Genomic DNA, 21,830 nt, shown 5'->3' with positions numbered 1-21,830 from the left:
TTCTAAGTATTAAAAAGAGCATCTAATTACCACATTAGATGCTCTTTCTTTTTCCCTTTGTTTATTCATTAACAGACAAGGTACTTTCGTCTAGCTGTTTTAAATAATTACGAAAACGAATTTTCGGATTTAATTCTGTATTTGTAATATGCTTTACATAGCCAATTGAACTTTGAGTGATATCATAGTCACTGATTTTATTTGAACGATATTCAATAAAAGGAGGAAGGTAGGTCATGCCAACTAAACTAGCAGATGCCTGGAATGGCTTTGTTATTTCGCTTACTGAAAATAAATTATACCCACCCGCTTGATAAGAATGTTCAGGCGAACCGATGGAAATAGCCAACACCCACTCCTTTCCCGTAAGCTTCGTTCCGCCACGGCCATGAGCCCACCCAAAGGTAAACACTTCATCAAACCACTGTTTTAAAAGTGGCGGGCTGCTGTACCAGTATAATGGAAACTGAAAAACAATACGATCATGAGCAAGAAGCAGCTGCTGTTCAACTTTCACATCAATGGGTTGATCACAATATGTTTCATAAAGATCATGAACCGTTACATCCGTTTGATTCAAAGCTGATTCCTTCCATTTTTTATTTACTCGAGAAGATTCAATATGTGGATGTGCAATGAGTACTAATGTTTTCATATATAGACCTCCTTGTTATTTTTGGTATGATTATATTGTATATTTTGTAATAAATTAGAGGAAGTACGCACATTAATTAAACATAGTATAAAACTGTATACTACAGGGAGTGAAAATGGATGAGAAACCAAAAAGTAGGCTTCGATTATTCCCCCAGTAAAGTCGGGTGCCCGGTCGAAACCACATTAGACGTAATAGGTGGAAAATGGAAAGGAATTATACTTTATCATCTCATTGATGGAAAGAAGCGTTTTAATGAGTTCCGAAAACTATATCCTGCCATTACACAGCGCATGCTGACTTTACAATTAAGAGAGTTAGAAAAAGACGGGATTGTTCACCGTGAAATCTATAAAGAAATCCCCCCAAAAGTAGAGTACTCCCTAACCGAATTCGGAAGATCTCTCGAACCAATCATTTTGCTTATGAAAGACTGGGGAGAAACGCATAAGAACAGAATTATTAATGCGAGAGCAATGGAAAAAGAAGAAATTTAAATATAAATTATATTTATTAATAGATTAGTGCACTTTAGATATGGCCTATACACGAGTAGTTACTGTAATGTAATAAGCTAAAAAAGTGCTTGGATAAATATTATCCAAGCACTTTAAAAATTAATTATGTATGACTTTTCTTTTTAATTTGTACACCTGTATAAATAGAATTACCTATTAATATTGCGGTTCCTAGAAGCCAGCCCACCGTAGGAGAGTGCTCGAATACATCTTTCAAAGCCAGCCCTAAAGAAATGGCTGCTATTCCTAGCATTAATAAAAGTACAGTAATGCTTTGCTGTCTTTGCATATATGCCCCCCTCACCTGCTTTTTCTTCTAAATTATTGTTTTTCTGTCTGCTCTTTTTGCCCAACAATCCAAGCTAAAGATAAAATTGAAACAGTTACAACTGCTGCCGTTAACATCCCTATATCCCCCTCTTATTCCTTATAATTACATTGTAACATACTTTTAGAACAGTGCTTACACATGCTTATTCTATCTAGACTTTGTTGCTTTAAAAGTATAACCGGTACAAAAAAGCCCTACTTTTAGGGCTTTTCATTTTAACACATATAATATGATTCATTGAAATTCTCACTTCCCCTTAAAAAATCAGAGTTAAAATCTTTTAACTCATAAAGATCGGGAAGGTTATACTTAGAAGGAACTTTTGGAGGAACAAATCTATACTTAGAACGTATCATTTTCTTTACGTACGGTTTGAAAGTCTCGTCAAAAAGAGCCTCCCAATCGGTCGATGGAGTAAAAACAGTAAAACGTTTTTCCTTGCCATAAACCTTCTCAACGAAGTAACGATAGAGAGAATTATTAAACACTAAGTCATTTCCTTGACCAAATACATAATAGTCGCCTGCACGTATTCTAAGAAATCCTGACGTTGGCTTCATACTATCATTTACGTACACAGACCCTTGAATCAAACGATTAACAACAGAAAAAGCAAATGTAGGAGTCTTAAATGATGCTTTTAAAATGTTGTGTATCTTATGATAATCTTTTGGTTCTAAACAATGCATTTGATCTCCCTCCTTAATAAAGTATTTGTTTATCTATTTCTTTCTAGTTAACACAAAACATGTCATAGGCTATTTAAAAAATTAACTGCCGCTATCCTTCTTTAGTAAGTAAATAAGAAGGATGTTGCAACCCCGTAGGTTTATAAAGCTCATCATGTGTGTATTTAAACCCTAATTTATTAAGTAATTTTGCAGAGTCTCTATTTTTAGGGTTATGCCCCGCAAATAAACTGCTTACCTCAAGGTTAGTAAAAGAGTAATCTATGACTGCTTGACTTGCTTCTTGAGCTATTCCCTTTCCCCAATAAGCACGTTTTAAGTGTATGCCAAACTCCAGAGTTTTACCTTGAATATTGTAAGGTCGCACACCACAGCAACCTACATGTTCGTTCGTCTGGAGTAAAAAAACAGGCCAGTACTGAATGTTATGTTGACGATACATATCTATTTCTCTATCAAGTCTATTTTGCACTTCCTCCACAGACATTTTTCCATTTGCCACAATAAATTTCGTTACGTTTTCATCTCCCCAAAGAGAGTTTGCATATTTAACATCATCACTATGCCAAATGGAAAATCCTAACCTTTCCGTTTTCAAGAAATACTCTCTCATATACGTATCCTCTTCTCTTTTTACGTTTATATATTTGTTAATTAATACCACACAAGATTATTTTACTGTAAACTGAATACTATACTCTTTAGATTTAACATTATCTAATTTATTAAAATATCGTAAATCAACACTTTAATAGGAGGAACTTATGATATCGCTTCATAGAATTTTAAAATTGCGTGATTTAGAAATCTTCCATGTATCAAGGAATGGAAGAATTATATCTTATGTAGTTATTGAAGACACTCGAAATCCATTTACAGAAGAAGATAAAAAACTAGATCCATTATGTTATATGGATGCAGAAGATATTGACGCGATTTTAAACGTTTTTAGGATTTCGATCATTAATGATGAAAAATTAAACGAAGAAGATTCAGACCTTATAACGTCGTTCTTTTCAGACTTTGTTAATAATACAAATTTAACAAACTTTATTATTAAGGAATACATTCAAGAAGATTTGTATGATCATGAGGTTAATCTAAAATTCTTCAATAAAATGTTAAAGAATATAGGTTCAAATTATAGTATTGAAGAATTTGATGAAATGAACTGGATTTATTTATCTCAGGATTAAAATATAAACTGTGTACACAACCACTCTCTTAGACACACAGCAAAAAAGAGAACCCTTAGGGAAGTAAGAGTTCTGAAAAAGTCACTTTTATAGAATATGCAGCTTTTTATACATCCTTAATTTAGTTGGTTTTTCATTAGGAGGACCAATTAAATCGATGAATCAAAAGTGCACCTCTTATTCATATGTTAGAACACATCAAAAGTATTATTTATATTTAAAAATATGTTATAGTTTAATTCCAATAATCGTTCATACTTGAATACGTATAAATGAACCCTTACAAAAAAGCAGCCTCGCTTGCCAATGCCGAGGCTGCTTTTTCTTATTTTTTAAGGACTTTTGTCTTAAAAATGGACGTCTGCCCCGCGAACAAATACTTAGAAATCACATATTATAATATATCTTCTAAGTGAAGGAGGTATGCTATTATGGAAAACTTAGTTAGCTATATTAAAGATTTAGGCTTTCCAATTGCCCTATCTTTTTACTTACTTGTTCGCATTGAAAGCAAATTAGATCGAATTACAGAGCTGCTTCAAGTTCTTATTGAAAAAAAGGACAAGCAATAAGCAGACTGCTATTTATACCCAAAGCGAACTCGTGCCTTCGTTTTCAAGATGCAGCACGTTCACTTCTGTTCCTTTATCATACCCATGCTCTCCACCTGGAAGAACAACCAGCGCATTTGCTGCAGCTAATGACGAAATAGCGCCTGACTTGTCCATTCCAACTGGAGTTACAACAAGCCTTCCGCCTTCGTCTGTAATTTCTCCTCGCACCATTCTCGTAAATGCATTAGGCTCTTTAAAACGTCCGTTTAACACCGCTTTTGTTTTATGTAAATGGGGCGCCGGTGAATGCAAAAAGCTGCGAACAATTGGACGAACAAACAGTTCGAACCCGACATAGCAAGCAGATGGGTTTCCTGATAGTCCAAACAGCAGCTGCCCGTTTCGTTCTGCGACTGTTGTGACGCTTCCCGGCCGCATCGCAATTTTGTTAAACAGCACATTCGCACCAAGCTTTTCATAAATAGCCGGCAAATAATCATAGTCCCCAACGGATACCCCACCGGTTGTCAGTAAAATATCCACTTCTTCGAGCGCTTTTTCTACCGCTTCATAGCAGCGGTCAAAGTCGTCTTCAAGCTTTCCTAAGTATTTCGGAACCCCGCCGCTTCTTATAATTTGCGCGAGTGCCATATAGGAGTTGCTGTTGCGGATTTTTCCTGGTTCTAACGGCTCGTTCACATCAAGCAGTTCGCTGCCCGTTGTTAAAACCCCAACAACCGGCTGCTTCACGACAGCGACATCGGCATAGCCAAACGTAGCTAAAAAAGCCGTGACGCCCGGATTGATTCGCGTCCCTTTTGAAACAAGCACGTCTCCTTTTTTCGTTTCTTCTCCTTTTAATGCAATGTGCTCCCACTTTGAAGCCCGCCGGCTTAACGCCATATACGTCTTTCCTTCTTTTTCATAAGACTTCGTTACTTCAAGCATTACAACCGCATCACATGAATGAGGCACCTGCGCTCCTGTCATAATGCGCACCGCTTGAAACGGCTTTACTTCTCCTTCAAAAACAGAGCCGGCGCCAATTTCACCTACTACTTCGAACTCGACAGGATGTTCACTTGAGACTTCTACACAGTCTTGCGCTCGAATTGCAAAGCCGTCATAAAGCGATTTATTAAAATGAGGAACGTTTTGGTCGGCGATAATATCTTCTCCTAAATAGCGTCCGTAGCTTTCGGTGATTGATACGCGTTCAATGCTGCCTTTTCTTTTATATGTCATAACTTTTTCAATTGCTTCAGGAATTGAAATAGGTGTTCTGCTTTCTAACATACATTCTTCACTTCCTTTATGTCTGTTCACTTTTTACGCTATGGTGTAAAATCATAGCATATCTCACTATTTCTATCATACAACAAAATTTACTGAAAAAGGATGAAAACACCGATGTCTTCTTTTACACATTTTAATGACCAAGGCCGTGCCAATATGGTCGATATTAGCGAAAAATCTATTACTCGCCGCGTTGCAACAGCTCGTTCAAGTATACTTGTTAACAAAGAAATTCACGAAGCCATTGTAGAACATAAAATCGGAAAAGGCGACGTACTTGCTGTCGCGCAAGTAGCGGGAATCATGGCAGCAAAACGTACGTCTGACATTATTCCGATGTGTCACCCTCTTCTATTAAAAGGCGTAAACCTTTCATTCGACTGGGACACAAGCAATGATCAGTACCGTTTATTAATAGAAGCAACGGTTAAAACCGAAGGCTCAACGGGTGTTGAAATGGAAGCTTTAACCGCTGCTTCCGCCTGTGCACTAACCGTTTATGATATGTGCAAAGCCATTGATAAAGGAATGATTATCGGCGAAACATATTTGCTTGAAAAATCAGGCGGCAAAAACGGTGACTACAAACGCACAGAAGCGTAAAGGAGGTACATAATGAGCGTACACGAACATAAATCCAAAGCAACGCAGCCTGTTCGCTGCAAAGTTATTACGGTATCAGACACGCGTACAAAAGAAACCGATAAAAGCGGCGCGCTGATGATGGAACTTCTGAAAGAACATGACATGCAAGTCGCCTCCTATGAAATTGTAAAAGACAATCAAACGTCGATTCAACAAGCGATACTTGCCGGATGCAGTGATGATGGCATCGACGTTGTTCTGACAAATGGAGGGACAGGCATCACAAAACGAGACGTCACAATTGAAGCCGTTCAAGCGCTGATTCATAAAGAAATCGTTGGATTTGGTGAGCTGTTTCGCATGCTGAGCTACATCGAAGACATTGGCAGCGCAGCAATTATGAGCCGGGCAATTGCCGGGACGATTAACGAAAAAGCCGTTTTCTCTACACCGGGATCAAGCGGTGCTGTTCGTCTAGCCATGACCAAGCTGATTTTACCTGAGCTTCGCCACGTTGTGTGGGAATTAAAACGCCAGCGCTAACAAAATGCCTATGCGCGCGCATAGGCATTTTCATTAATCATAGTCTTTATGTACCCACTCATCTTCTGGAATGCCTAAATCTTCTCCAGAAAAACGCTCTTCTTTAAACGGATCTCCTCTAAGATGAAAGCCGTTTTGCTCCCAAAAGCCAGGATGATTTTCATCAATGACTTCAAAGCCTCGAAGCCATTTAACACTTTTCCAAAAGTACAAATGCGGAACAACCAATCGTAGCGGATATCCATGCTTAGCTGTAAGCGGCTCTCCGTTAAAGGAATGAGCAAGAAGAATATCGTCTCTCAGTAAATCTTCTACCTCAATGTTTGACGTATAGTCATTGTCTCCGTGCAGCATGATGTATTTACTTTTTAACTCTACGCCGATTGCTTTTAAAAAGTCTGTAAACAGCACGCCCGTAAATTCATTATCAAGTCTTGTCCATCTCGTTACGCAGTGAATATCACATTTCACCGTCGTTTGCGGCATGTCCAATATCTCTTGATATGAAAGGGTCACTTCCTTGTCTACTAATCCAAATACGCGAAGCGTCCACTCCCCTAGGTTATACTCCGGCACGTCTCCTTCATGTAAAATAGGAAAGCGCTCTGTTACTACCTGACCCGGAGGCACTCGTCCTTCGTACTTTGGATCAATTTCTGGTGTTTTCATTCGTTTAATACGGTCTGCTTTGTTCATAGGTACCACCTCTTTATTTTTTTATCAGCGTGCACTTTGCTGACTTGTTTGATTCGTTTCGACTCCTTTATCTCGCAGGAAAAACATCGCTGCTAATGTCAGCACGTAAGGGACCATCATCGTAAACTCGGTCGGTATTGAAAAACCTTGCAGCCGTGTACTCACAGCATCCATTAAGCCGAAAAGTATACTTGATGCTAAAATACCAAGCGGATGAGACTGACCAAGCATCATCGCCACAAGTGCGATAAATCCACGTCCTGAAGTCATGCCTTCTGAGAACATCGTGACTTGTCCTAATGAAAGCTGTGCTCCGGCAATCCCACACAGGATTCCGCATGCTGCAATCGCAAACAGCTGATATCTTATTGCTTTTAACCCAAGCGTACTCGCTGCTACTTGATTGTAGCCTACTGCTAGAAGACGAAAACCAAAAATCGTTCGATAAAAAAAGATATAAAAAGCAATAGCTGCTAAAAATGCAAAATAGACAAGCGGTGACTGCCCGGAAACAATGTCGCCTATGACAGGTATATCTTTGATCAAAGGAATATCCCATGTGCCTATTCCCTGCATATTTTTATCGTAATAGGCACCTTTTGTATGAAAAATAGTCCGGAGTAAAAATGTCGTTAAGCCCAGTGCTAAAAAATTAATAGACACCCCAACAACAATTTCATTTGCTTTAAACACCACGACCATCATTCCAAAAAGCAACGCAAAAAGTAAGCTTGCTCCAGCCGCAATCACGATCGCAAAAAAGACATTGTGAGTATAATAGTTGCCCGCAATTCCGCTAAAAGCTCCAATCAAAATCAGACCTTCTAGCCCTACATTAAATATGCCTACGCGCGCGCAAAGCATTCCGCCAAGGGCCGCTAATAATATAGGCGCAACCATTCGCAGCGTTGCATTTAACAGTGACCAATCAAGCAGCTCCACGAATATCAGCTCCTTTCTTTTTGGCTTTCCACCACTGCTTTGTGAACTTTGCTGAGATAAATAGAATGAGTACAGCTTGCATAATACTCGCAATTTCTAACGGAATGTCTGTATTACGCTCTAGCCCCATCGCTCCTGTTTGCAAAGCGGCAAGTAAAAGAGACGTAAAAATAATACCGATTGGATTTGAATTTGCTAACAGAGCAGCCATCACCCCAGTCCACGCATATCCAGGAACGGTGAGCGCACCGTCTACAAATCGGTACTGTGAACCAAGCACTTCAAACCCTCCTGCTAATCCAGCCAAGCTCCCGCTAATAAACATACTGAACAGCATGACTTTTACTTGATGAATACCTCCGTACGCTCCGAACAACGGATTTTTCCCGGATGCGTTTACTTCATAGCCAAACACAGAGTAGCGAAGCACCGTCCATAGCAGCAGCGCACCGATTAAAGCAATGATAAATCCGATATGAAGAGGCATTCCTTGAAACAGTTTTCCAAGCCACGCCCCTTGCTCAATCATAGGCGTTTGAGCGAGAGCTGCTGAGCCTGTTTTATCTTGAAACGGGTGACCTGCTAAATAACTTGCAAATAAAACAGCGATATAATTCAATAAAAGCGTCGAAATGACAAGCTGAATTTTAAACGCGGCTTCCATCCATCCTGCTAAAACGGAAAGCAAACCTCCTGCCACAACAGCAGCGGCAATCGCTGCTATCAGCTTGACTATCCCTGGAGCCGGCAGGTAATAAGCAACAATCGCTGCACTGATAGCTCCAACGACCATCTGCCCTTCTCCCCCTAAATTAAACACACCTGCTCTAAAAGCAAACCCGACACCTAACGCAATTAAAAGAATAGGCGTAGCGCGAGCCAGCGTAGTGCTGAAGAAATAAAAATTACCAAACGCTCCATTCCAGAGCTCTGTATATGTTTGAAGAACCGAACCACCAGTTAAGGAAATAATAATGCCTCCTATTGCTAAGCCAAAAATGACTGCAATAACCGGCTGGATTAATGATTTAAGAAGTTTCTGCAACTGTATCACCTTCTACCGTTCCTCCTGCCATTAATATGCTTAGTTTCTCTTCTGTTGCTTCTTCCCTTGTAAGCTCTCCAACAATACTGCCTTCGTACATAACTAAAATTCGATCTGATAGTGAGATAATCTCCGACAGTTCCGAAGACACAAGTAAAATAGCGGAGCCATTATTCCGTTTTTGAATCAAGGCATCATGAATACGTTCCATTGCCCCAATATCCACTCCTCGCGTTGGTTCAGCAGCAAGTAGAAAAGAAGTGTTTTGCCCAAGCTCTCTGGCAACAATCAATTTTTGCAGATTTCCCCCTGACAGTTCTCCAGCTTTTTGCTTAGATGAAGTGGCTTTAATCGAAAATTCATTTATCCATTCCTCCACGCTCGACTTGAATATCTTTCTTTTCAGCCAGCCCATCTTCGAGTAAGAAGCTTTATACTGATAGCCCATTAGTGCATTTTCTTCGATCGTATCGTCCTTAGAGGCTCCCCACATATAGCGGTCTTCTGGAATATGAGCGATTCCTGCCTCTCTTCTTTCACGCACAGATCGCCCTGTAAGATCTTCATCTCCAAGTTTAATACTTCCGCTACCTGTTTCTACTAATCCAGAAATTGTTTGAAGCAGCTCCGATTGTCCATTTCCCGAAACGCCTGCAATACCGACAATTTCGCCTGCAGAAACGTGAAGAGACACATTTTGCAATACGTTTTTTTGTCCTTTTCCTTTTAAAAAGAGATTTTGTACGTTTAAATGAGAGGTACCTTGTGATGGTATTCTTGCAGGACGCTCTTTTAATTCTCGCCCTACCATCAGCCTGGCTAGGTGGTGAGCATTGGTATCTTCTTTACTTGTGACGCCGGCTACTTTACCATTTCGAAGAACCGTAATGCGGTCCGCTACTTCCATCACTTCTTGCAGCTTATGTGTAATAATAATGATACTTTTACCTTGAGAAGCTAAAAAACGGATTGTTTTTAATAGTTCCTTCACTTCATGAGGAGTAAGAACGGCGGTAGGCTCGTCTAAAATAATAATTTCTGCTCCTTGATACAGCACTTTTAAAATTTCAATTTTTTGCTGTTCTCCAATTGAGCAATGTTTTACTTTCTTATGAACATCTACTGAAATTTGATAGGTTTGGGTTAATTGCTGTACATCTGCTTTCGCCTGCCTTCTATTAAAAAAGAGACCTTTCTTTGGCTCATGCCCCAAGACAATGTTTTCAGCCACTGTAAAATGAGGAAAAACCATAAAATGCTGATGCACCATGCCTATTCCATTTTTGATCGCATCTGCAGGAGATGAAAACGAGATGGTTTTCCCATGTAGCTGAATATTTCCTGAACTCGGCTTTTCCATTCCGTAAAGCATCCTCATCAACGTTGTTTTTCCAGCGCCATTTTCTCCAACCAGCGCGTGGACCTCGCCTTTTTTCAGTTTAAAGGACACGTTATTATTTGCTAAAAATGAACCGTATTTCTTCGTCAAATTCGTTAACTGCAGCAGCTCACTCATTCTATTCATTGCTCCTTTCCCCATTAGGATTTTTTCAAAAATAAGAAAGAGAAGCCAGCCTTACTCGACTTCTCTTTTCAACTCACTTTGCTAACGGATCTTTTACCACTGTTTTTCCATCAATAATCGAATCTTTAATTTCTTTTAATTGATCAATTACATCTTGCCCTACAAAGTCATTAAGAGGCGTCTTGCTGTCTTGAGTCACATACGTTAACCCAACACCTTTTTCTTTTAAGCCGTATGTCACTACACCGGATTTAAATTTGTCATTTGCGAGTGCTTCTACCGTTTCATAAGCAGCCGCATCAGATCCTTTCAACTGCGATAAAACGATATGCTCAGGATCTACTTCCGTACGGTCAATATCTTGGCCTGCCGTATAAAAACCCTTTTCTTTTGCTGCTTCAAATACACCCAAGTCGCCTACCGCTGAAGCTCCGGCGATAAAGTCAGCTCCTTTTGAAGCCTGTAAAATAGCAAGTTCTTTTGCTTTAGCTGGATCGGAGAAGCTTCCAACATAGTTTACTAGAAATTCTGCTTTTGGATTTGTTGATTGTAATCCTTCTTTAAAACTTACGGTCCATTTTTTTAATAATGGAATATCATCAGCTGCAACCATTCCTACTTTATTCGTTTTTGTAACCAATCCTGCCGCTGCTCCTAATAAATATGAAGCTTCTTGTTCACGGAATACAACGCTTCTTACATTTGGTAAATCGACCACTGTATCAATAATCGCAAATTGACGCTGCGGGTTTTCTTGAGCTACTTTTTTCAACGCATCTTCGGATTCAAAAGAAGATGTAATAATCAAGTCATAGTTTTCTGCTACGGCAGCACGCAAGTTACTTTCAATGGCTGCTTGATCCGTAGACTCAATTGTTTTTACATCAATGTTATACTTCTTCCCAGCGCGTTTTGCTCCATCATCCATTTGTTGAAAAAACGGGTTAACTCCAATCTTTTCAGGTAAAACAAGAGCTATTCGCTTCTTTCCTTTCTCTTCGCTTCCACTGCTTTTTGTGCTTTTTGACTGACAGCCAGTTACGAGTAGTACAAGCGCAACTGCTAAAACAAGAAATCTCTTCATTTGACTTACTCCCCCCATAATATAAAAAAGCTCTTCCTTTATATAAAGGAAGAGCTCGTTAACCAAACGTCTCTTCCTCATCTTCAAGAACATACTGTTCTTAAGGATTTGGCACCATTCTGTCATAGACAGCGGTTGCCGGGTTTCACAGGGCCAGTCCCTCCACCTCTCTTGATAAGGAAAACAATAGCTATTTGTTTTATGTAATATAGTCAATATTAATAGTTTTTTAACAATTGTCAATATTATTTTTCTTTTTCATACAAAAAAACTTTAAAAACAGATAGGATTATACGGTTTTAGTCTACTAAAATACAAGTGAAGGCCTTTACCCTTCTCCATCAATCATCGTATACTTCCTAGCAAAGCGCTTGTAGTAAATTTGCTCATCCTCTTGTCCATCGTTAAAAACAAGTCGGTTATGATCGATATCTTTCTCTTTTAACACGTATCCCTTTTCATTCATCAGTTGAATATATTCATCTAGATGTCCTTTTTTCACCATATAGTAAAGAACATTATCTGAATCCGTAGTCTTTGCTACATCTTGACTTCCCACTTCTAATTTAAAGACAGCTTTTGCTGTTTGAATGGGACGGTAGTCTCCAAACACCTTTTCCCAGTTTAGTAGCAGCAGCGCGCCGAAAATTATGATACATCCTCCAGCGGCTACGGTTAGTACAAATCGTTTTGACACTTCTTTCTCTCCTTTACATTCTTTTTCTTCTATTTAATACAACAGATTGCCCTAAACTTGTTTTTACGCCTAGTCCTAGATACACAGCAGCACCTAAAGCAATTGAAATACAAGATGTGCTAATCGCAAGTGAAGATGCAGACAGCTTATTTTCTAGAAAATAGTGAGAAGCATAATTGCCAATAAGCACAGCGGCTGACATCACACTTACTAATAAAACAGGCGTCAACGCGGCTTTTCCCAGTGATTGAACTCGGTAAGAAATGGATTTTTCAATTAAATAAAAGTTATAGATAACCGATACACCATATCCTCCGTACGTCGCGACAACAGGTCCAATTTCTTTTAAGCTTGAAACCAACAGTACGTTTAATACTATCTTCACAACAATTCCTAAGCCCAAGCCCAAAATTAATTTCTTTTGCTGATTAATTCCTTGAAGAATCGCGGCTGTTACGGTAAAAAGAGCAAAGAGAATCGCAGCAGGCGCATACCATTGTAAAACAACTCCACCGATTTCAGGACTGTTTTTCGCTCCAAAGATCATCATATATACCGGCTTACCCAATAAACAAAGCCCCACCGCAGCAGGAAGAGTAAAAAACAACAGCAGCTGCAGTGTTTTTGTAATTTTCCCTTTCACTTCTCGTAAATTCCCTTGCACAAAAGAAGACGTAATACCGGGAATCAGCGACATGCTGAAGGCAGTTGCTAACGATACCGGCACCATCACTAAAATTTGTGCTAATCCAATGACAGAGTTAATCGTTTCAGCCTTAGCTTGTCCATATCCTATTGATTGAAAGAGCATGTTAATCGTAAACGTATCAATATTTTGATAGATTGGAATAGCTAAACCAACTAATACAAACGGAACGGCGTACGTCACAAGCTCTTTGAACATTAAAGAGAATGAAACGGATTTATTATTCTTTCCGCTGTTCACTTCTTTTATAATTAACCGCTTGCGTTTTGCATAAACGGCACCGAGAATCCCTATTCCCCCTACGCCTCCAATAAACGCTCCAAACGTACCAATTCCAACAGCTTTTGTCATAGTACCATGAAAAAGATGAATGACAGCGTATGCTCCTACTAAAATAAACAACACGCGCACAATTTGCTCAATAATTGTACTCAGCGCGGACGGTCCCATGGATTGATTACCTTGAAAATAGCCTCGTAATAGACTCATAGGCGGGATAATAATTAAAGCAAAGCTCACCATTCGGATGACGTACACCACGTCTTTTTGACTATTTCCTGATGAATCTTTTCCGTTAATGACTAGTTCAGCGAGCCACGGCGCCATGGTATAGAGGACTAAAAATCCTATTATGCCTGTTATCGTCATTAATAGAAGGCCTGCTTTTAATAGATCTTGCCCTGCCCGGTAGTTTCCAAGACCGTTATATTTCGATACATACTTCGAAACAGCAAGCGGAAGACCCATCGTTGATAAGCTAAGCATCAGGGTATATGGACCGTATGCATACTTATAAAGCGCGTAACCTGATGTTCCGACTAGTGCTGTAAACGGAATAATATAAATAAAACCCAAAATCTTTGTTAACAAAGAAGACGCTGTTAACAAAAGCGTGCCTCTCATCAAATTTTTTTCCATACATCAAAACTCCAGCAATAAATATTATATTTTTAACAAATACTTGATTTATTGTATCATACTTACAGTTATTATCTAGTTTTTTATAAAGACTTATAATTCTTCCTATATTACGTTTTTTTACATAATAAAGGAATACAAACCAATCTTTTCACCTATGATAAATGAATCGTTTTTTGCTTTTCACCTTACCTGACGTTTATATTCTGAAAGGCGTGTTACATTATATATATCAGTTACCAACTCAACCAAGACTCCTTGACTACTCCCACAAAGGTTCACCTAGGCGGATGCTGCCTAACCCGCAAGGGGGGCGGCAGACGCTTAGGTCTAGCAACTCCGACCTACCTGCTCTTTAGGTAGGTCGGAGTTGCTAAATCGATATAAATAAAGGAGGAAACGATTGTGAAAATGAAACAACGTTTTTCAAAAGTAGCTGCCGCTGCAACGATTACAGGAATTGCTGCGTTTGGATTTGCTCCTGTGGCTCAGCTTGATACCCCAGCACACGCAGCTACATCTCAAGAAACAAGCAGTCAAAATCAAACAGCTGTAAAAAACATTAACGAAATTTATAATGCGGCGGTGCAAGGCGAAGTGCCGCGCTTAACAGCAGACTTAAAAATTGGCAAAAGCCTGCGTCAAGATGTTCGAGATCAGTTCGGTCCTCCGCCTGAAGGTTCATCAAATAACTTTGACTACTATCATGCGGAAATGGGTCACCCTGGATATGCATTTGGCTATGACCAAAATAATGTCATTAACGAAATCCGCTATTTTGGTACAAATGTAGAGCGTCAAACAAATCTAGGGTCCATCACGCAAGCTAACTTAAAGAAAGAATTAGGTCAGCCGAACTTTACAAGCAAAGTAAAAGGTGATGGTACGACTCAAACGAAGTACACGTATCATGCCGGCGCCTATGATCTTGAATTTATTTTTGATGATAGCAAAACGTTAAATCACGTAAACTTAGTTGAAAAGCCTTAAGTAATAGAAAAAGTAGCAGACAGCCTGCTACTTTTTTTCACGAAATAAAACTAATGCTGAATCAGCTACGTGTTCATACCCAATCTCCATATAAATCTTGTTAGACGTAGGGTTTGTCATATCTGTGTATAGACTTGTTGTTTGAAAACCACTGTCTAGCATCAGCTGAGAAAGCGTCGACACACAGCTTGATGCATAGCCTTTTTTACGTTCTTTTTGAGGTGTGTATACAAAGTTAATTGTAATGTTATGAGTCGTTGGACGCGTAGCATTGGCAATCGACACATACTTCCCGTTCACTTCCCATAAAAATAACCGTTCTGCTTTAATAAAAGCTTCGCCTGTTTTGACAGCTTGTTCTTTTGACACAGGCTCTCCAATGACGCCCATAAACTCCCAAATCCATTCTGTCACGAGCGGAAGGTGCTCCAACCTTGCTTTTACCAGCACTCCTTCCGCGTCCGCAGCTTTTTTCACTTTGTCTAACCGGTAAATGCGCTGATCCATTTTCAAAGAAGCTTCTTGATTTTTTAAATCTGCTAGTTTTTGAGAAAGATATAAAACCGTTTGTTTCTCTCCAACTAAGCCCGGTATGTCGATTTCTTGTAACAGCTCTGCCGCTTCGCTTAGTTCACCCTCCGTTAGCTTCTGTATTTGAGACAGTATGATTTGCTTAGGATGCGTTTGCAGTAACACAAGCACAACACGGCTATCTTTAAAAATAACGCCCATAAAATTTGGTTTGCTGCTTTCATTTAAGCCGTGTAAAATGCCAAGCGCTAAGTTATGAAGAACTTCATTTTTTGATAAAAGCGGTTCTACTTGGTTTTTAAATTCCTGCACTTCTCTATATCTATGTAACTGGATCATTTTCTTTCTACCTCCGCAAATGCTCTTATCGGAAACGTTCCGGCTCCTTTTATTTTAGGAGGCACAGCGTAAAATAAAAAGGACTCGGTTAGTTGATCTAAGTGACATAAGTGTTCAGCAATCACAATATCCGCCCTTAACAGCAGCGTATAAGCTGGTCTTGCTTTTCCTTTTGTGTCGTCAATATTCATCGAATCAATTCCGACAAGAGCGGGCTGTTGAGACACTAAATAAGCTGCCGCGCTTTCCGTTAAGTATGGATGGTTTTCTAAATAATCGTCTGTATTCCAGTAGCGATCCCATCCCGTATGAATTAATACCGCTTTGCCTTTTACGTCTATATGTTGAAAATGAGATTCATCAATAGCCGTTAAAGTCGGGTCAACCGAAACGACTATTCCTTCCAGTCCGGCTGTTTTATCAATAGCCGTTTGAGCCAAATCCGCTCCGTCTTTATATCTGTGAAACGGCACGTCAATATACGTACCGGTATTCGTGACCATTTCAATTTTACCGATTTGAAATTCAGTCCCTGGTTCATAAAGCTTTCTAGACGCTTCTCGGCTTAAATAGTCGCAAATGATTGGTGCCGGCAAGCCTTTATGTGTGATAACTCCGTCTTCAATGATGTGGCTTAGATCAATATACGTTCTTTTTTTCATACTCCCACCCACTTTTTCAATATTCAGTAAAAATATTCTAACATAAAAAAGCTCTTCCTAGTTTCCTAGAAAGAGCTTTTTTTAGAGAACATTATTAACTTGATAAACATACATCGTACGTGTGCTTTGTATAAACAAATCCTTCAAAAATAAGACGAGCTGTACGCACTACTTTGATTCCATTAACCTGTCCATCTTTTAGATCCACACTGGTTTCCATAATTCCCATTGGATGAGCAAGCCGAACGGTATCGCCTTTTAGTTGAACCATTTCTGACAGAAGCGTGCCTTTTGTATAAATAGCCGCCGTTGTACAAATTGCTCCTGTAATCGCAAGCGTTTGATGCGGTTTTTGCATCGACATCATGCGAATTAATACGTCCATTTGAGAAGCAGCTTTTTCTCTGCCAGTCCCGTCGCGATGGTCCATAGGAGGAGCAACAATCGTCATTTTTGGAACCGCTGGTGATAGTTTAGTTGCTTTGTTTTGAGGTGCAAGCCCCGCTTTTTCCGCTGCAATGGAGCGAATTTCTTCAAATAGCTTCAGCTGTTTGTCCGTGTATTCATGCGGAAGTTCTGTTCCCTTTAGGCCAATATCCCCTGCTTTAACAAATACAAGCGGATTTCCTACATCAACAATTGATGCTTTTATTGTCCCGATGGATGTTTGCAGAAGATCAATAGCGTTCCCGGTCGGAAGCAGTTTTCCAGTAACGGCTCCTTCTCCGTTTTCAAACGAAAGATAAATGGGTGAACCCGTACCTGGCACTCCAGGAATCATACACGATCCTTCTGTTTTCACTTTTCCGTTTTCTACTTCTACTTCCGCTACAATTACTTTTTTCGTATTCGTATTATAAATCCGCACTTTGGTCACCGGTTCCACAGGTTGTACAATTCCTTGTTCGATGGCATAAGGTCCGACCGCTGAAGAGATATTGCCGCAGTTTCCTTTAAAATCAACGAGGGATTCGCTGATGCTGACCTGTGCAAACGTGTAATCTACGTCAGCTTTCTCTAAATCTGATTTTTTTATAATCGCAATTTTACTCGTCAGCGAATTGGCTCCGCCTAACCCGTCAATTTGACGTTGATCCGGACTTCCCATTATATCTAGCAAAAACGGTTCCCAATCAGATTTGTTCACAGGCATTTCTTCATGATTGATAAAAACCCCTTTACTCGTTCCACCTCTCATAACCGTTACAGGAATGCGCGTCATATTAATCACCTTTCTCCCCTACTAACAAACGCCGAGGCGTTCATCAAACCATTTTATTTTTTTACTATTTAGAACCGGTTCATTTGCCATTTATCGTATAATAGAGGTGGTCATAAGTAAAATACATAAAATTTATTGTCTTTTTAAAAATTTTTTTATAATCTAAATACAAGGGGGAATTGGGATGGATCAAAAAGATTGGATATTAATTAAAACGCTTCACGAAGAAAAGAACATTACGCGAACGGCTGAAAGGCTCTACGTATCGCAGCCTTCTTTAAGCTACCGCCTTAAAAATCTTGAAGAAGAATTTGGCGTGTCGCTTTTCTTCAAAACGAAAAAAGGAATTGAGTTTACATCTGAAGGTGAGCATCTTGTTCGCTATGCGGAAAATATGTGGAAGCAGCTGCAGGAAACAAAAGACAGCATACGTAATATGAGCGAAACCGTTACGGGAACGCTTCGCTTAGGGGTATCGAGTAACTTTGCACAGCATAAGCTTCCTAAAATTTTAAAACAGTTCTCTCTTCACTACCCAAATGTACAGTTCAGCGTCAATACGGGCTGGAGTACGCAAGTTATGAATCTATTAGACTCTTCGCGTGTGCACGTTGGTATTTTACGAGGCAATTATCCGTGGAACGGAGAAAAATCACTGCTGACGAAAGAACGGCTCTGCTTAATTTCGAAAAAAGAGATTGCGATCGATGACTTGCCGAACCTGCCTTATATTAATTATAAAACCGATACGTCGCTAAAAGATCTCATTCAAGACTGGTGGCATGACAAGTTTTCAGAGCCTCCGTTTGTGGCAATGGAAGTTGACCGGCAAGAAACGGCCAAAGAAATGGTCAAAAATGATTTAGGCTTTGCAATTTTACCTGAAATTTGCCTTCACTCCAGCGACAACTTATATACATACGGACTTTCGTACCGAGATGAATCACCTTTGCTTCGAAACACGTGGCTCATGTATGATCCTTCTTACTTGAATTTATCGGTCGTGAAAGCATTTATTGACTTTTTAAAGCTAAGTGAAAAATAAAGCAAAAGCTAAAAAGTTTGCGTCTTGGAAGAATCTCTCTTTTAGACCAAGCTTTTTTCTAGACTACCATTATAAAATTTTTTTATGAACTTTCTAAAAAAACCTATATTTCCTTTATTTTTAAAAATGTACTAACATGAAAACAAGAAACATCAGCGGGAGTAAAGAGCGGCTTTAAAAATTCTTAATAATCAAACTACGACTCATACATGGGGATGAGAGATGTTAGTCACGTTTTTTTACTCTAAAAGAAAACGCTTTCAGAGAAAAGAGGGAAAATAAAGGAGGTTGTTTGAATGCTAGCACTACTAGGTTTTACAATGATTATTGTCTTTACGTATCTCATTATGTCAAAAAGGATGTCTCCTATCGTAGCTTTAATGGTCATTCCACTTCTTTTTGCGGTGATTGGAGGGTTTGGTAAAGGCGTCGGAGACATGATGCTAGAAGGGTTAAAACAAGTAGCTCCGTCAGCTGCGATGCTGCTGTTCGCCATCTTATATTTTGGGGTTATGATTGATGCTGGACTGTTTGATCCACTAATTAAGCAGCTGTTAAAAATCGTAAAAGGCGATCCGCTTAAAATCGTCATCGGAACGGCTCTTTTATCGCTTTTAGTTGCACTAGACGGAGACGGTACAACCACTTATATGATTACGGTTTCTGCTCTTCTTCCCCTTTATAAACGCCTGAATATGAGTCCGTTAGTGTTAACGACAGTTGCGATGCTTTCTCTTAGTATCATGAGCAGCATGACGCCTTGGGGAGGCCCGGCTACTCGTGCGATTGTCTCCCTTCACCTCGATGCATCAGAGTTCTTTATTCCACTTCTTCCAACGTTAATTGGCGGAGCTTTGTGGGTAATCTTTACAGGCTATATCCTTGGGAAAAAAGAGCGAAGACGACTTGGTGCTATTGACATCGAGCAGTTTGAATTAAAAAGCTCGCTTGCTTTTGCTGAAGACGCGTCCTTAACTTCTCAAGAAGATATTACACAGCCTAAAAAAATCTGGATTAACTTAGCTTTAACCATTGCACTCATGGTCGTGTTAGTTTCTGGCATTTGGTCTGTTTCCGTTTTATTTATGATTGGTTTTGCGCTTGCTCTTATGATTAACTATCCAAAACTCGAGGATCAAAAAGAACGTTTAATGGCTCATGCAGGCAACGCGTTAACCGTTGCAGCGCTTGTTTTTGCAGCTGGTATTTTTACAGGAATACTATCCGGCACTAAAATGGTTGACGAAATGGCCAGCCTGTTAATTCATTTAGTCCCTGATTCACTCGGTTCGTTTTTACCGACAATCGTCGCTTTAACAAGCATGCCGTTTACATTTGTGATGAGTAACGATGCCTATTACTTTGGTGTTTTACCTATCTTCGCTGAAACTGCAGCTTCTTACGGAATTGATCCAATGGAAATTGCGCGAGCTTCAGTACTCGGACAACCTGTTCATCTATTAAGTCCGCTCGTTGCGTCTACTTTCTTACTTGTAGGTATGGTAGGTGTTGATCTTGGTGAACATCAGCGCTTTGCATTTAAATGGGCCATTTTGACGTCTCTTGTTCTAATTGTCCTTGCTATCATCACAGGCGCACTTACACTATTTTAATAGGGAATAAAAGCTGTCATGGCTTTTTATTAATAAATTGATAAATGATAGGTGGAGGTACTTCTAAAATGTATGTAATTACGTGTTATGTAGGAAAAGGTGAAATGAGAATGTACGAGTTTGACAGTAAAGAAGAAGCGCTCTCTCAGCTAAAAAAGCTGAAAGGCTGCAGTATTCTTTCAGAAGTTGTTTACTTTAATGATTCGTCGGTTATTCCGATAGCTATTTAATTACGCAGCACTCAGCCCTATAGGTACAAACTTGATAAGCTTCCTTTCGCTCAAAAGGAAGCTTCTTTTTTTATGTTTTTTGCAAACTCCTACCAAGAAGGTTATAAAGCAGCTGCCAACCCCCTTTCCTCTCATGGACGTTTTGTTACGTTCGGCTCGTTTTGTTTTCTTGCTTCAATCATATCAATAATTCGATTGGTATGTGGAGTTAACACTGCGCATTTCTGATAGAAGGCTCCGTCTACAACAAGCAGCTCTTCATCCATCCCGCAAAACTTACAGCGCAGCTCTTGTGGTCCTGCGTAAGAGGTGTGATAAACACTATCGTTAAAGATGGTATAAAAAGTATTTCGTTGCTGCGCATCGTAAAAGCCATATTCTTTATTACTGTCATCACGATAATTAACTCCATAGTTCCGTTCAAATTCTTCTTGAGTAAATCCATCCTGCAAAAGTTCATTTTGTACTAGTTCCCTTAAACAATCCTCTATTTCCTCACCGTTAAATGAACAATCATGCACGTAAACTTCTGTTTCTTCGCTACTGTTCTCTTTTACCATCATTTCGCTGCCGCAAATCTTACAGGGGTGTTTAAGACGCTGTTGATCAAAATAAGAGAGAGTTTGGACCTTTTCAACTACTATTTCATCGCTCACCTTTTTAAACTTGATCATCACATTTTCTGTTTGACTGACGTTTTCGTTATATAACATCACTTCGTATTCATCTATATTCTTTCCGTTTTCTGTTCGACTCCAATATTCAACTACTTCATATGAAGAAATAGTAAAAAACTCTTTAAAATTCACCACTAGCATGCATCCTTCCAAAAAAGTTTACGTTCTCTGTGTACTAAGCACGCTCTATACTACCATTTTTTCAAAGACTCGCACCACTAAACGAACTTGTTTTAGATTCGCATATCCTTTCTTTATCCGGCATACATAACACTAACCTTTTTATAAGGAGGATTTCATGAATACGTATATAATCATCAGCATTGGCGTTGTTGCCAGCGCATTTTTATTTCGGAAATATCGAAAGCAAGTCGTTGAAATATATACAATCAGTGAATTTATTCACGCTAAAAACGGCGCGGTCGCTACAAGCTCCACGTGGTTTGACAAGTTTTTTAAAGAACCTTACGCTACCGGACCAAACTATGAAAAAACAGAGGATGACGTTAGCGAGGATGGAGATGGCGGAGAATAACTAAAA

26 protein-coding genes and 1 riboswitch are annotated in these 21,830 nt (G+C 39.4%); of the genes, 10 read left to right on the top strand and 16 right to left on the bottom strand.

The features are described from left to right. Positions 1–61: 61 nt before the first annotated feature. A complete protein-coding gene (locus tag AC4NPH_RS16765; protein ID WP_098314763.1) occupies positions 62–655 on the bottom strand; it encodes an NAD(P)H-dependent oxidoreductase in 594 nt (197 codons plus the stop codon). Positions 656–774: 119 nt separating this feature from the next. Between AC4NPH_RS16765 and AC4NPH_RS16760 the strand changes: the two genes are divergently transcribed. Continuing rightward, positions 775–1,152 carry a winged helix-turn-helix transcriptional regulator gene (locus AC4NPH_RS16760; RefSeq protein ID WP_029323601.1) on the top strand — a complete coding sequence of 126 codons (378 nt, stop codon included), beginning with the start codon at positions 775–777 and terminating at the stop codon, positions 1,150–1,152. Between the two features lie 124 nt (positions 1,153–1,276). On the opposite strand, the gene AC4NPH_RS16755 is transcribed toward AC4NPH_RS16760, so the two are convergent. The 3 genes from AC4NPH_RS16755 to AC4NPH_RS16745 form a co-directional block, all read right to left on the bottom strand. Continuing rightward, complete coding sequence (locus AC4NPH_RS16755; protein ID WP_013058469.1) at positions 1,277–1,462, bottom strand: hypothetical protein; 186 nt, start codon at positions 1,460–1,462, stop codon at positions 1,277–1,279. Positions 1,463–1,719: 257 nt separating this feature from the next. Continuing rightward, complete coding sequence (locus AC4NPH_RS16750; protein WP_308334026.1) at positions 1,720–2,193, bottom strand: GNAT family N-acetyltransferase; 474 nt, start codon at positions 2,191–2,193, stop codon at positions 1,720–1,722. A gap of 91 nt (positions 2,194–2,284) precedes the next feature. Continuing rightward, positions 2,285–2,806 carry a GNAT family N-acetyltransferase gene (locus AC4NPH_RS16745; RefSeq protein WP_097812706.1) on the bottom strand — a complete coding sequence of 174 codons (522 nt, stop codon included), beginning with the start codon at positions 2,804–2,806 and terminating at the stop codon, positions 2,285–2,287. A 151-nt stretch (positions 2,807–2,957) separates the two neighbouring features. On the opposite strand from AC4NPH_RS16745, the gene AC4NPH_RS16740 reads away from it, so the two are divergent. Continuing rightward, positions 2,958–3,389 carry a hypothetical protein gene (locus AC4NPH_RS16740; RefSeq protein ID WP_013058472.1) on the top strand — a complete coding sequence of 144 codons (432 nt, stop codon included), beginning with the start codon at positions 2,958–2,960 and terminating at the stop codon, positions 3,387–3,389. Positions 3,390–3,820: 431 nt separating this feature from the next. Then, positions 3,821–3,961 carry a YvrJ family protein gene (locus AC4NPH_RS16735; RefSeq protein WP_013058473.1) on the top strand — a complete coding sequence of 47 codons (141 nt, stop codon included), beginning with the start codon at positions 3,821–3,823 and terminating at the stop codon, positions 3,959–3,961. Between the two features lie 12 nt (positions 3,962–3,973). Here AC4NPH_RS16735 and AC4NPH_RS16730 read toward each other — a convergent pair whose 3' ends face one another. Then, positions 3,974–5,239: a molybdopterin molybdotransferase MoeA gene (locus AC4NPH_RS16730; protein ID WP_053487630.1), complete on the bottom strand. Its 1,266-nt coding sequence runs from the start codon at positions 5,237–5,239 to the stop codon at positions 3,974–3,976. A gap of 114 nt (positions 5,240–5,353) precedes the next feature. On the opposite strand from AC4NPH_RS16730, the gene moaC reads away from it, so the two are divergent. Then, positions 5,354–5,842, top strand: a complete 489-nt coding sequence (gene moaC, locus AC4NPH_RS16725) for a cyclic pyranopterin monophosphate synthase MoaC (RefSeq protein WP_013058475.1) — start codon at positions 5,354–5,356, stop codon at positions 5,840–5,842. Positions 5,843–5,854: 12 nt separating this feature from the next. Continuing rightward, positions 5,855–6,367, top strand: a complete 513-nt coding sequence (locus tag AC4NPH_RS16720; RefSeq protein WP_491938822.1) for a MogA/MoaB family molybdenum cofactor biosynthesis protein — start codon at positions 5,855–5,857, stop codon at positions 6,365–6,367. Between the two features lie 33 nt (positions 6,368–6,400). Here AC4NPH_RS16720 and AC4NPH_RS16715 read toward each other — a convergent pair whose 3' ends face one another. From AC4NPH_RS16715 to AC4NPH_RS16685, 7 genes are all read right to left on the bottom strand, one after another. Further along, positions 6,401–7,063 carry a sulfite oxidase-like oxidoreductase gene (locus AC4NPH_RS16715; RefSeq protein WP_055990560.1) on the bottom strand — a complete coding sequence of 221 codons (663 nt, stop codon included), beginning with the start codon at positions 7,061–7,063 and terminating at the stop codon, positions 6,401–6,403. Between the two features lie 24 nt (positions 7,064–7,087). Then, positions 7,088–8,005, bottom strand: a complete 918-nt coding sequence (locus AC4NPH_RS16710; protein ID WP_097812705.1) for an ABC transporter permease — start codon at positions 8,003–8,005, stop codon at positions 7,088–7,090. Continuing rightward, positions 7,992–9,059 (bottom strand): ABC transporter permease, encoded by a 1,068-nt coding sequence (locus tag AC4NPH_RS16705; RefSeq protein ID WP_041816608.1) that lies wholly within the window; start codon positions 9,057–9,059, stop codon positions 7,992–7,994. Before AC4NPH_RS16705 ends, AC4NPH_RS16710 begins: the two co-directional genes overlap by 14 nt. Next, positions 9,034–10,566 carry an ABC transporter ATP-binding protein gene (locus AC4NPH_RS16700; protein WP_013058480.1) on the bottom strand — a complete coding sequence of 511 codons (1,533 nt, stop codon included), beginning with the start codon at positions 10,564–10,566 and terminating at the stop codon, positions 9,034–9,036. Before AC4NPH_RS16700 ends, AC4NPH_RS16705 begins: the two co-directional genes overlap by 26 nt. Before the next feature lie 82 nt (positions 10,567–10,648). Then, the gene (locus AC4NPH_RS16695) at positions 10,649–11,659 is read right to left on the bottom strand and encodes a BMP family lipoprotein (RefSeq protein ID WP_029323627.1); all 1,011 of its coding nucleotides are present in this window, start codon (positions 11,657–11,659) and stop codon (positions 10,649–10,651) included. A gap of 74 nt (positions 11,660–11,733) precedes the next feature. Beyond that, positions 11,734–11,840, bottom strand: a riboswitch (SAM riboswitch). 147 nt (positions 11,841–11,987) lie between these two features. Further along, the gene (locus tag AC4NPH_RS16690; RefSeq protein WP_098196843.1) at positions 11,988–12,356 is read right to left on the bottom strand and encodes a hypothetical protein; all 369 of its coding nucleotides are present in this window, start codon (positions 12,354–12,356) and stop codon (positions 11,988–11,990) included. A 13-nt stretch (positions 12,357–12,369) separates the two neighbouring features. Further along, a complete protein-coding gene (locus AC4NPH_RS16685) occupies positions 12,370–13,980 on the bottom strand; it encodes a putative polysaccharide biosynthesis protein (protein WP_098196844.1) in 1,611 nt (536 codons plus the stop codon). A 411-nt stretch (positions 13,981–14,391) separates the two neighbouring features. On the opposite strand from AC4NPH_RS16685, the gene AC4NPH_RS16680 reads away from it, so the two are divergent. Beyond that, positions 14,392–14,970 (top strand): YjgB family protein, encoded by a 579-nt coding sequence (locus AC4NPH_RS16680; protein ID WP_194719226.1) that lies wholly within the window; start codon positions 14,392–14,394, stop codon positions 14,968–14,970. Positions 14,971–14,997: 27 nt separating this feature from the next. Here AC4NPH_RS16680 and AC4NPH_RS16675 read toward each other — a convergent pair whose 3' ends face one another. The 3 genes from AC4NPH_RS16675 to AC4NPH_RS16665 form a co-directional block, all read right to left on the bottom strand. Further along, on the bottom strand, positions 14,998–15,840 hold the full coding sequence (locus AC4NPH_RS16675) for a GNAT family N-acetyltransferase (RefSeq protein ID WP_097812704.1): 843 nt from the start codon (positions 15,838–15,840) through the stop codon (positions 14,998–15,000). Continuing rightward, positions 15,837–16,502, bottom strand: coding sequence for a cyclase family protein (locus AC4NPH_RS16670; protein WP_491938821.1), 666 nt, complete (start codon positions 16,500–16,502; stop codon positions 15,837–15,839). The genes AC4NPH_RS16675 and AC4NPH_RS16670 overlap by 4 nt, the downstream gene beginning before the upstream one ends. A 94-nt stretch (positions 16,503–16,596) precedes the next feature. Beyond that, complete coding sequence (locus tag AC4NPH_RS16665) at positions 16,597–17,724, bottom strand: 2-methylaconitate cis-trans isomerase PrpF family protein (protein ID WP_013058485.1); 1,128 nt, start codon at positions 17,722–17,724, stop codon at positions 16,597–16,599. Between the two features lie 184 nt (positions 17,725–17,908). Here AC4NPH_RS16665 and AC4NPH_RS16660 point away from each other — a divergent pair, with 184 nt between their 5' ends. The 3 genes from AC4NPH_RS16660 (at position 17,909) to AC4NPH_RS16650 (ending at position 20,612) form a co-directional block, all read left to right on the top strand. After that, positions 17,909–18,769, top strand: a complete 861-nt coding sequence (locus AC4NPH_RS16660; RefSeq protein ID WP_013058486.1) for a LysR family transcriptional regulator — start codon at positions 17,909–17,911, stop codon at positions 18,767–18,769. Between the two features lie 296 nt (positions 18,770–19,065). Then, positions 19,066–20,382 (top strand): CitMHS family transporter, encoded by a 1,317-nt coding sequence (locus AC4NPH_RS16655; protein ID WP_013058487.1) that lies wholly within the window; start codon positions 19,066–19,068, stop codon positions 20,380–20,382. A gap of 68 nt (positions 20,383–20,450) precedes the next feature. Beyond that, positions 20,451–20,612, top strand: coding sequence for a hypothetical protein (locus AC4NPH_RS16650; protein ID WP_013058488.1), 162 nt, complete (start codon positions 20,451–20,453; stop codon positions 20,610–20,612). A gap of 131 nt (positions 20,613–20,743) precedes the next feature. Here the strand turns inward: AC4NPH_RS16650 and AC4NPH_RS16645 are convergent, their stop codons facing one another. Beyond that, the gene (locus AC4NPH_RS16645; protein ID WP_255286311.1) at positions 20,744–21,430 is read right to left on the bottom strand and encodes a hypothetical protein; all 687 of its coding nucleotides are present in this window, start codon (positions 21,428–21,430) and stop codon (positions 20,744–20,746) included. A 157-nt stretch (positions 21,431–21,587) separates the two neighbouring features. On the opposite strand from AC4NPH_RS16645, the gene AC4NPH_RS16640 reads away from it, so the two are divergent. Next, positions 21,588–21,824, top strand: a complete 237-nt coding sequence (locus AC4NPH_RS16640) for a hypothetical protein (RefSeq protein WP_013058490.1) — start codon at positions 21,588–21,590, stop codon at positions 21,822–21,824. The last annotated feature ends 6 nt before the right edge of the window (positions 21,825–21,830 follow it).

This window comes from Priestia sp. MDV22-iso46 (assembly GCF_058629175.1).
The sequence above is the reverse complement of the archived record's forward strand: the minus strand, read 5'-3'. Positions and strand labels throughout refer to the sequence as shown.

Excerpts from the sequence above, each read along its gene's own strand:
- AC4NPH_RS16765 (WP_098314763.1), bottom strand. The coding sequence starts at position 655 with ATGAAAACATTAGTACTCATTGCACATCCACATATTGAATCTTCTCGA.
- AC4NPH_RS16760 (WP_029323601.1), top strand. The coding sequence starts at position 775 with ATGAGAAACCAAAAAGTAGGCTTCGATTATTCCCCCAGTAAAGTCGGG.
- AC4NPH_RS16755 (WP_013058469.1), bottom strand. The coding sequence starts at position 1,462 with ATGCAAAGACAGCAAAGCATTACTGTACTTTTATTAATGCTAGGAATA.
- AC4NPH_RS16750 (WP_308334026.1), bottom strand. The coding sequence starts at position 2,193 with ATGCATTGTTTAGAACCAAAAGATTATCATAAGATACACAACATTTTA.
- AC4NPH_RS16745 (WP_097812706.1), bottom strand. The coding sequence starts at position 2,806 with ATGAGAGAGTATTTCTTGAAAACGGAAAGGTTAGGATTTTCCATTTGG.
- AC4NPH_RS16740 (WP_013058472.1), top strand. The coding sequence starts at position 2,958 with ATGATATCGCTTCATAGAATTTTAAAATTGCGTGATTTAGAAATCTTC.
- AC4NPH_RS16735 (WP_013058473.1), top strand. The coding sequence starts at position 3,821 with ATGGAAAACTTAGTTAGCTATATTAAAGATTTAGGCTTTCCAATTGCC.
- AC4NPH_RS16730 (WP_053487630.1), bottom strand. The coding sequence starts at position 5,239 with ATGTTAGAAAGCAGAACACCTATTTCAATTCCTGAAGCAATTGAAAAA.
- moaC (WP_013058475.1), top strand. The coding sequence starts at position 5,354 with ATGTCTTCTTTTACACATTTTAATGACCAAGGCCGTGCCAATATGGTC.
- AC4NPH_RS16720 (WP_491938822.1), top strand. The coding sequence starts at position 5,855 with ATGAGCGTACACGAACATAAATCCAAAGCAACGCAGCCTGTTCGCTGC.
- AC4NPH_RS16715 (WP_055990560.1), bottom strand. The coding sequence starts at position 7,063 with ATGAACAAAGCAGACCGTATTAAACGAATGAAAACACCAGAAATTGAT.
- AC4NPH_RS16700 (WP_013058480.1), bottom strand. The coding sequence starts at position 10,566 with ATGAGTGAGCTGCTGCAGTTAACGAATTTGACGAAGAAATACGGTTCA.
- AC4NPH_RS16695 (WP_029323627.1), bottom strand. The coding sequence starts at position 11,659 with ATGAAGAGATTTCTTGTTTTAGCAGTTGCGCTTGTACTACTCGTAACT.
- AC4NPH_RS16685 (WP_098196844.1), bottom strand. The coding sequence starts at position 13,980 with ATGGAAAAAAATTTGATGAGAGGCACGCTTTTGTTAACAGCGTCTTCT.
- AC4NPH_RS16680 (WP_194719226.1), top strand. The coding sequence starts at position 14,392 with ATGAAACAACGTTTTTCAAAAGTAGCTGCCGCTGCAACGATTACAGGA.
- AC4NPH_RS16675 (WP_097812704.1), bottom strand. The coding sequence starts at position 15,840 with ATGATCCAGTTACATAGATATAGAGAAGTGCAGGAATTTAAAAACCAA.
- AC4NPH_RS16670 (WP_491938821.1), bottom strand. The coding sequence starts at position 16,502 with ATGAAAAAAAGAACGTATATTGATCTAAGCCACATCATTGAAGACGGA.
- AC4NPH_RS16665 (WP_013058485.1), bottom strand. The coding sequence starts at position 17,724 with ATGACGCGCATTCCTGTAACGGTTATGAGAGGTGGAACGAGTAAAGGG.
- AC4NPH_RS16660 (WP_013058486.1), top strand. The coding sequence starts at position 17,909 with ATGGATCAAAAAGATTGGATATTAATTAAAACGCTTCACGAAGAAAAG.
- AC4NPH_RS16655 (WP_013058487.1), top strand. The coding sequence starts at position 19,066 with ATGCTAGCACTACTAGGTTTTACAATGATTATTGTCTTTACGTATCTC.
- AC4NPH_RS16650 (WP_013058488.1), top strand. The coding sequence starts at position 20,451 with ATGTATGTAATTACGTGTTATGTAGGAAAAGGTGAAATGAGAATGTAC.
- AC4NPH_RS16645 (WP_255286311.1), bottom strand. The coding sequence starts at position 21,430 with ATGCTAGTGGTGAATTTTAAAGAGTTTTTTACTATTTCTTCATATGAA.
- AC4NPH_RS16640 (WP_013058490.1), top strand. The coding sequence starts at position 21,588 with ATGAATACGTATATAATCATCAGCATTGGCGTTGTTGCCAGCGCATTT.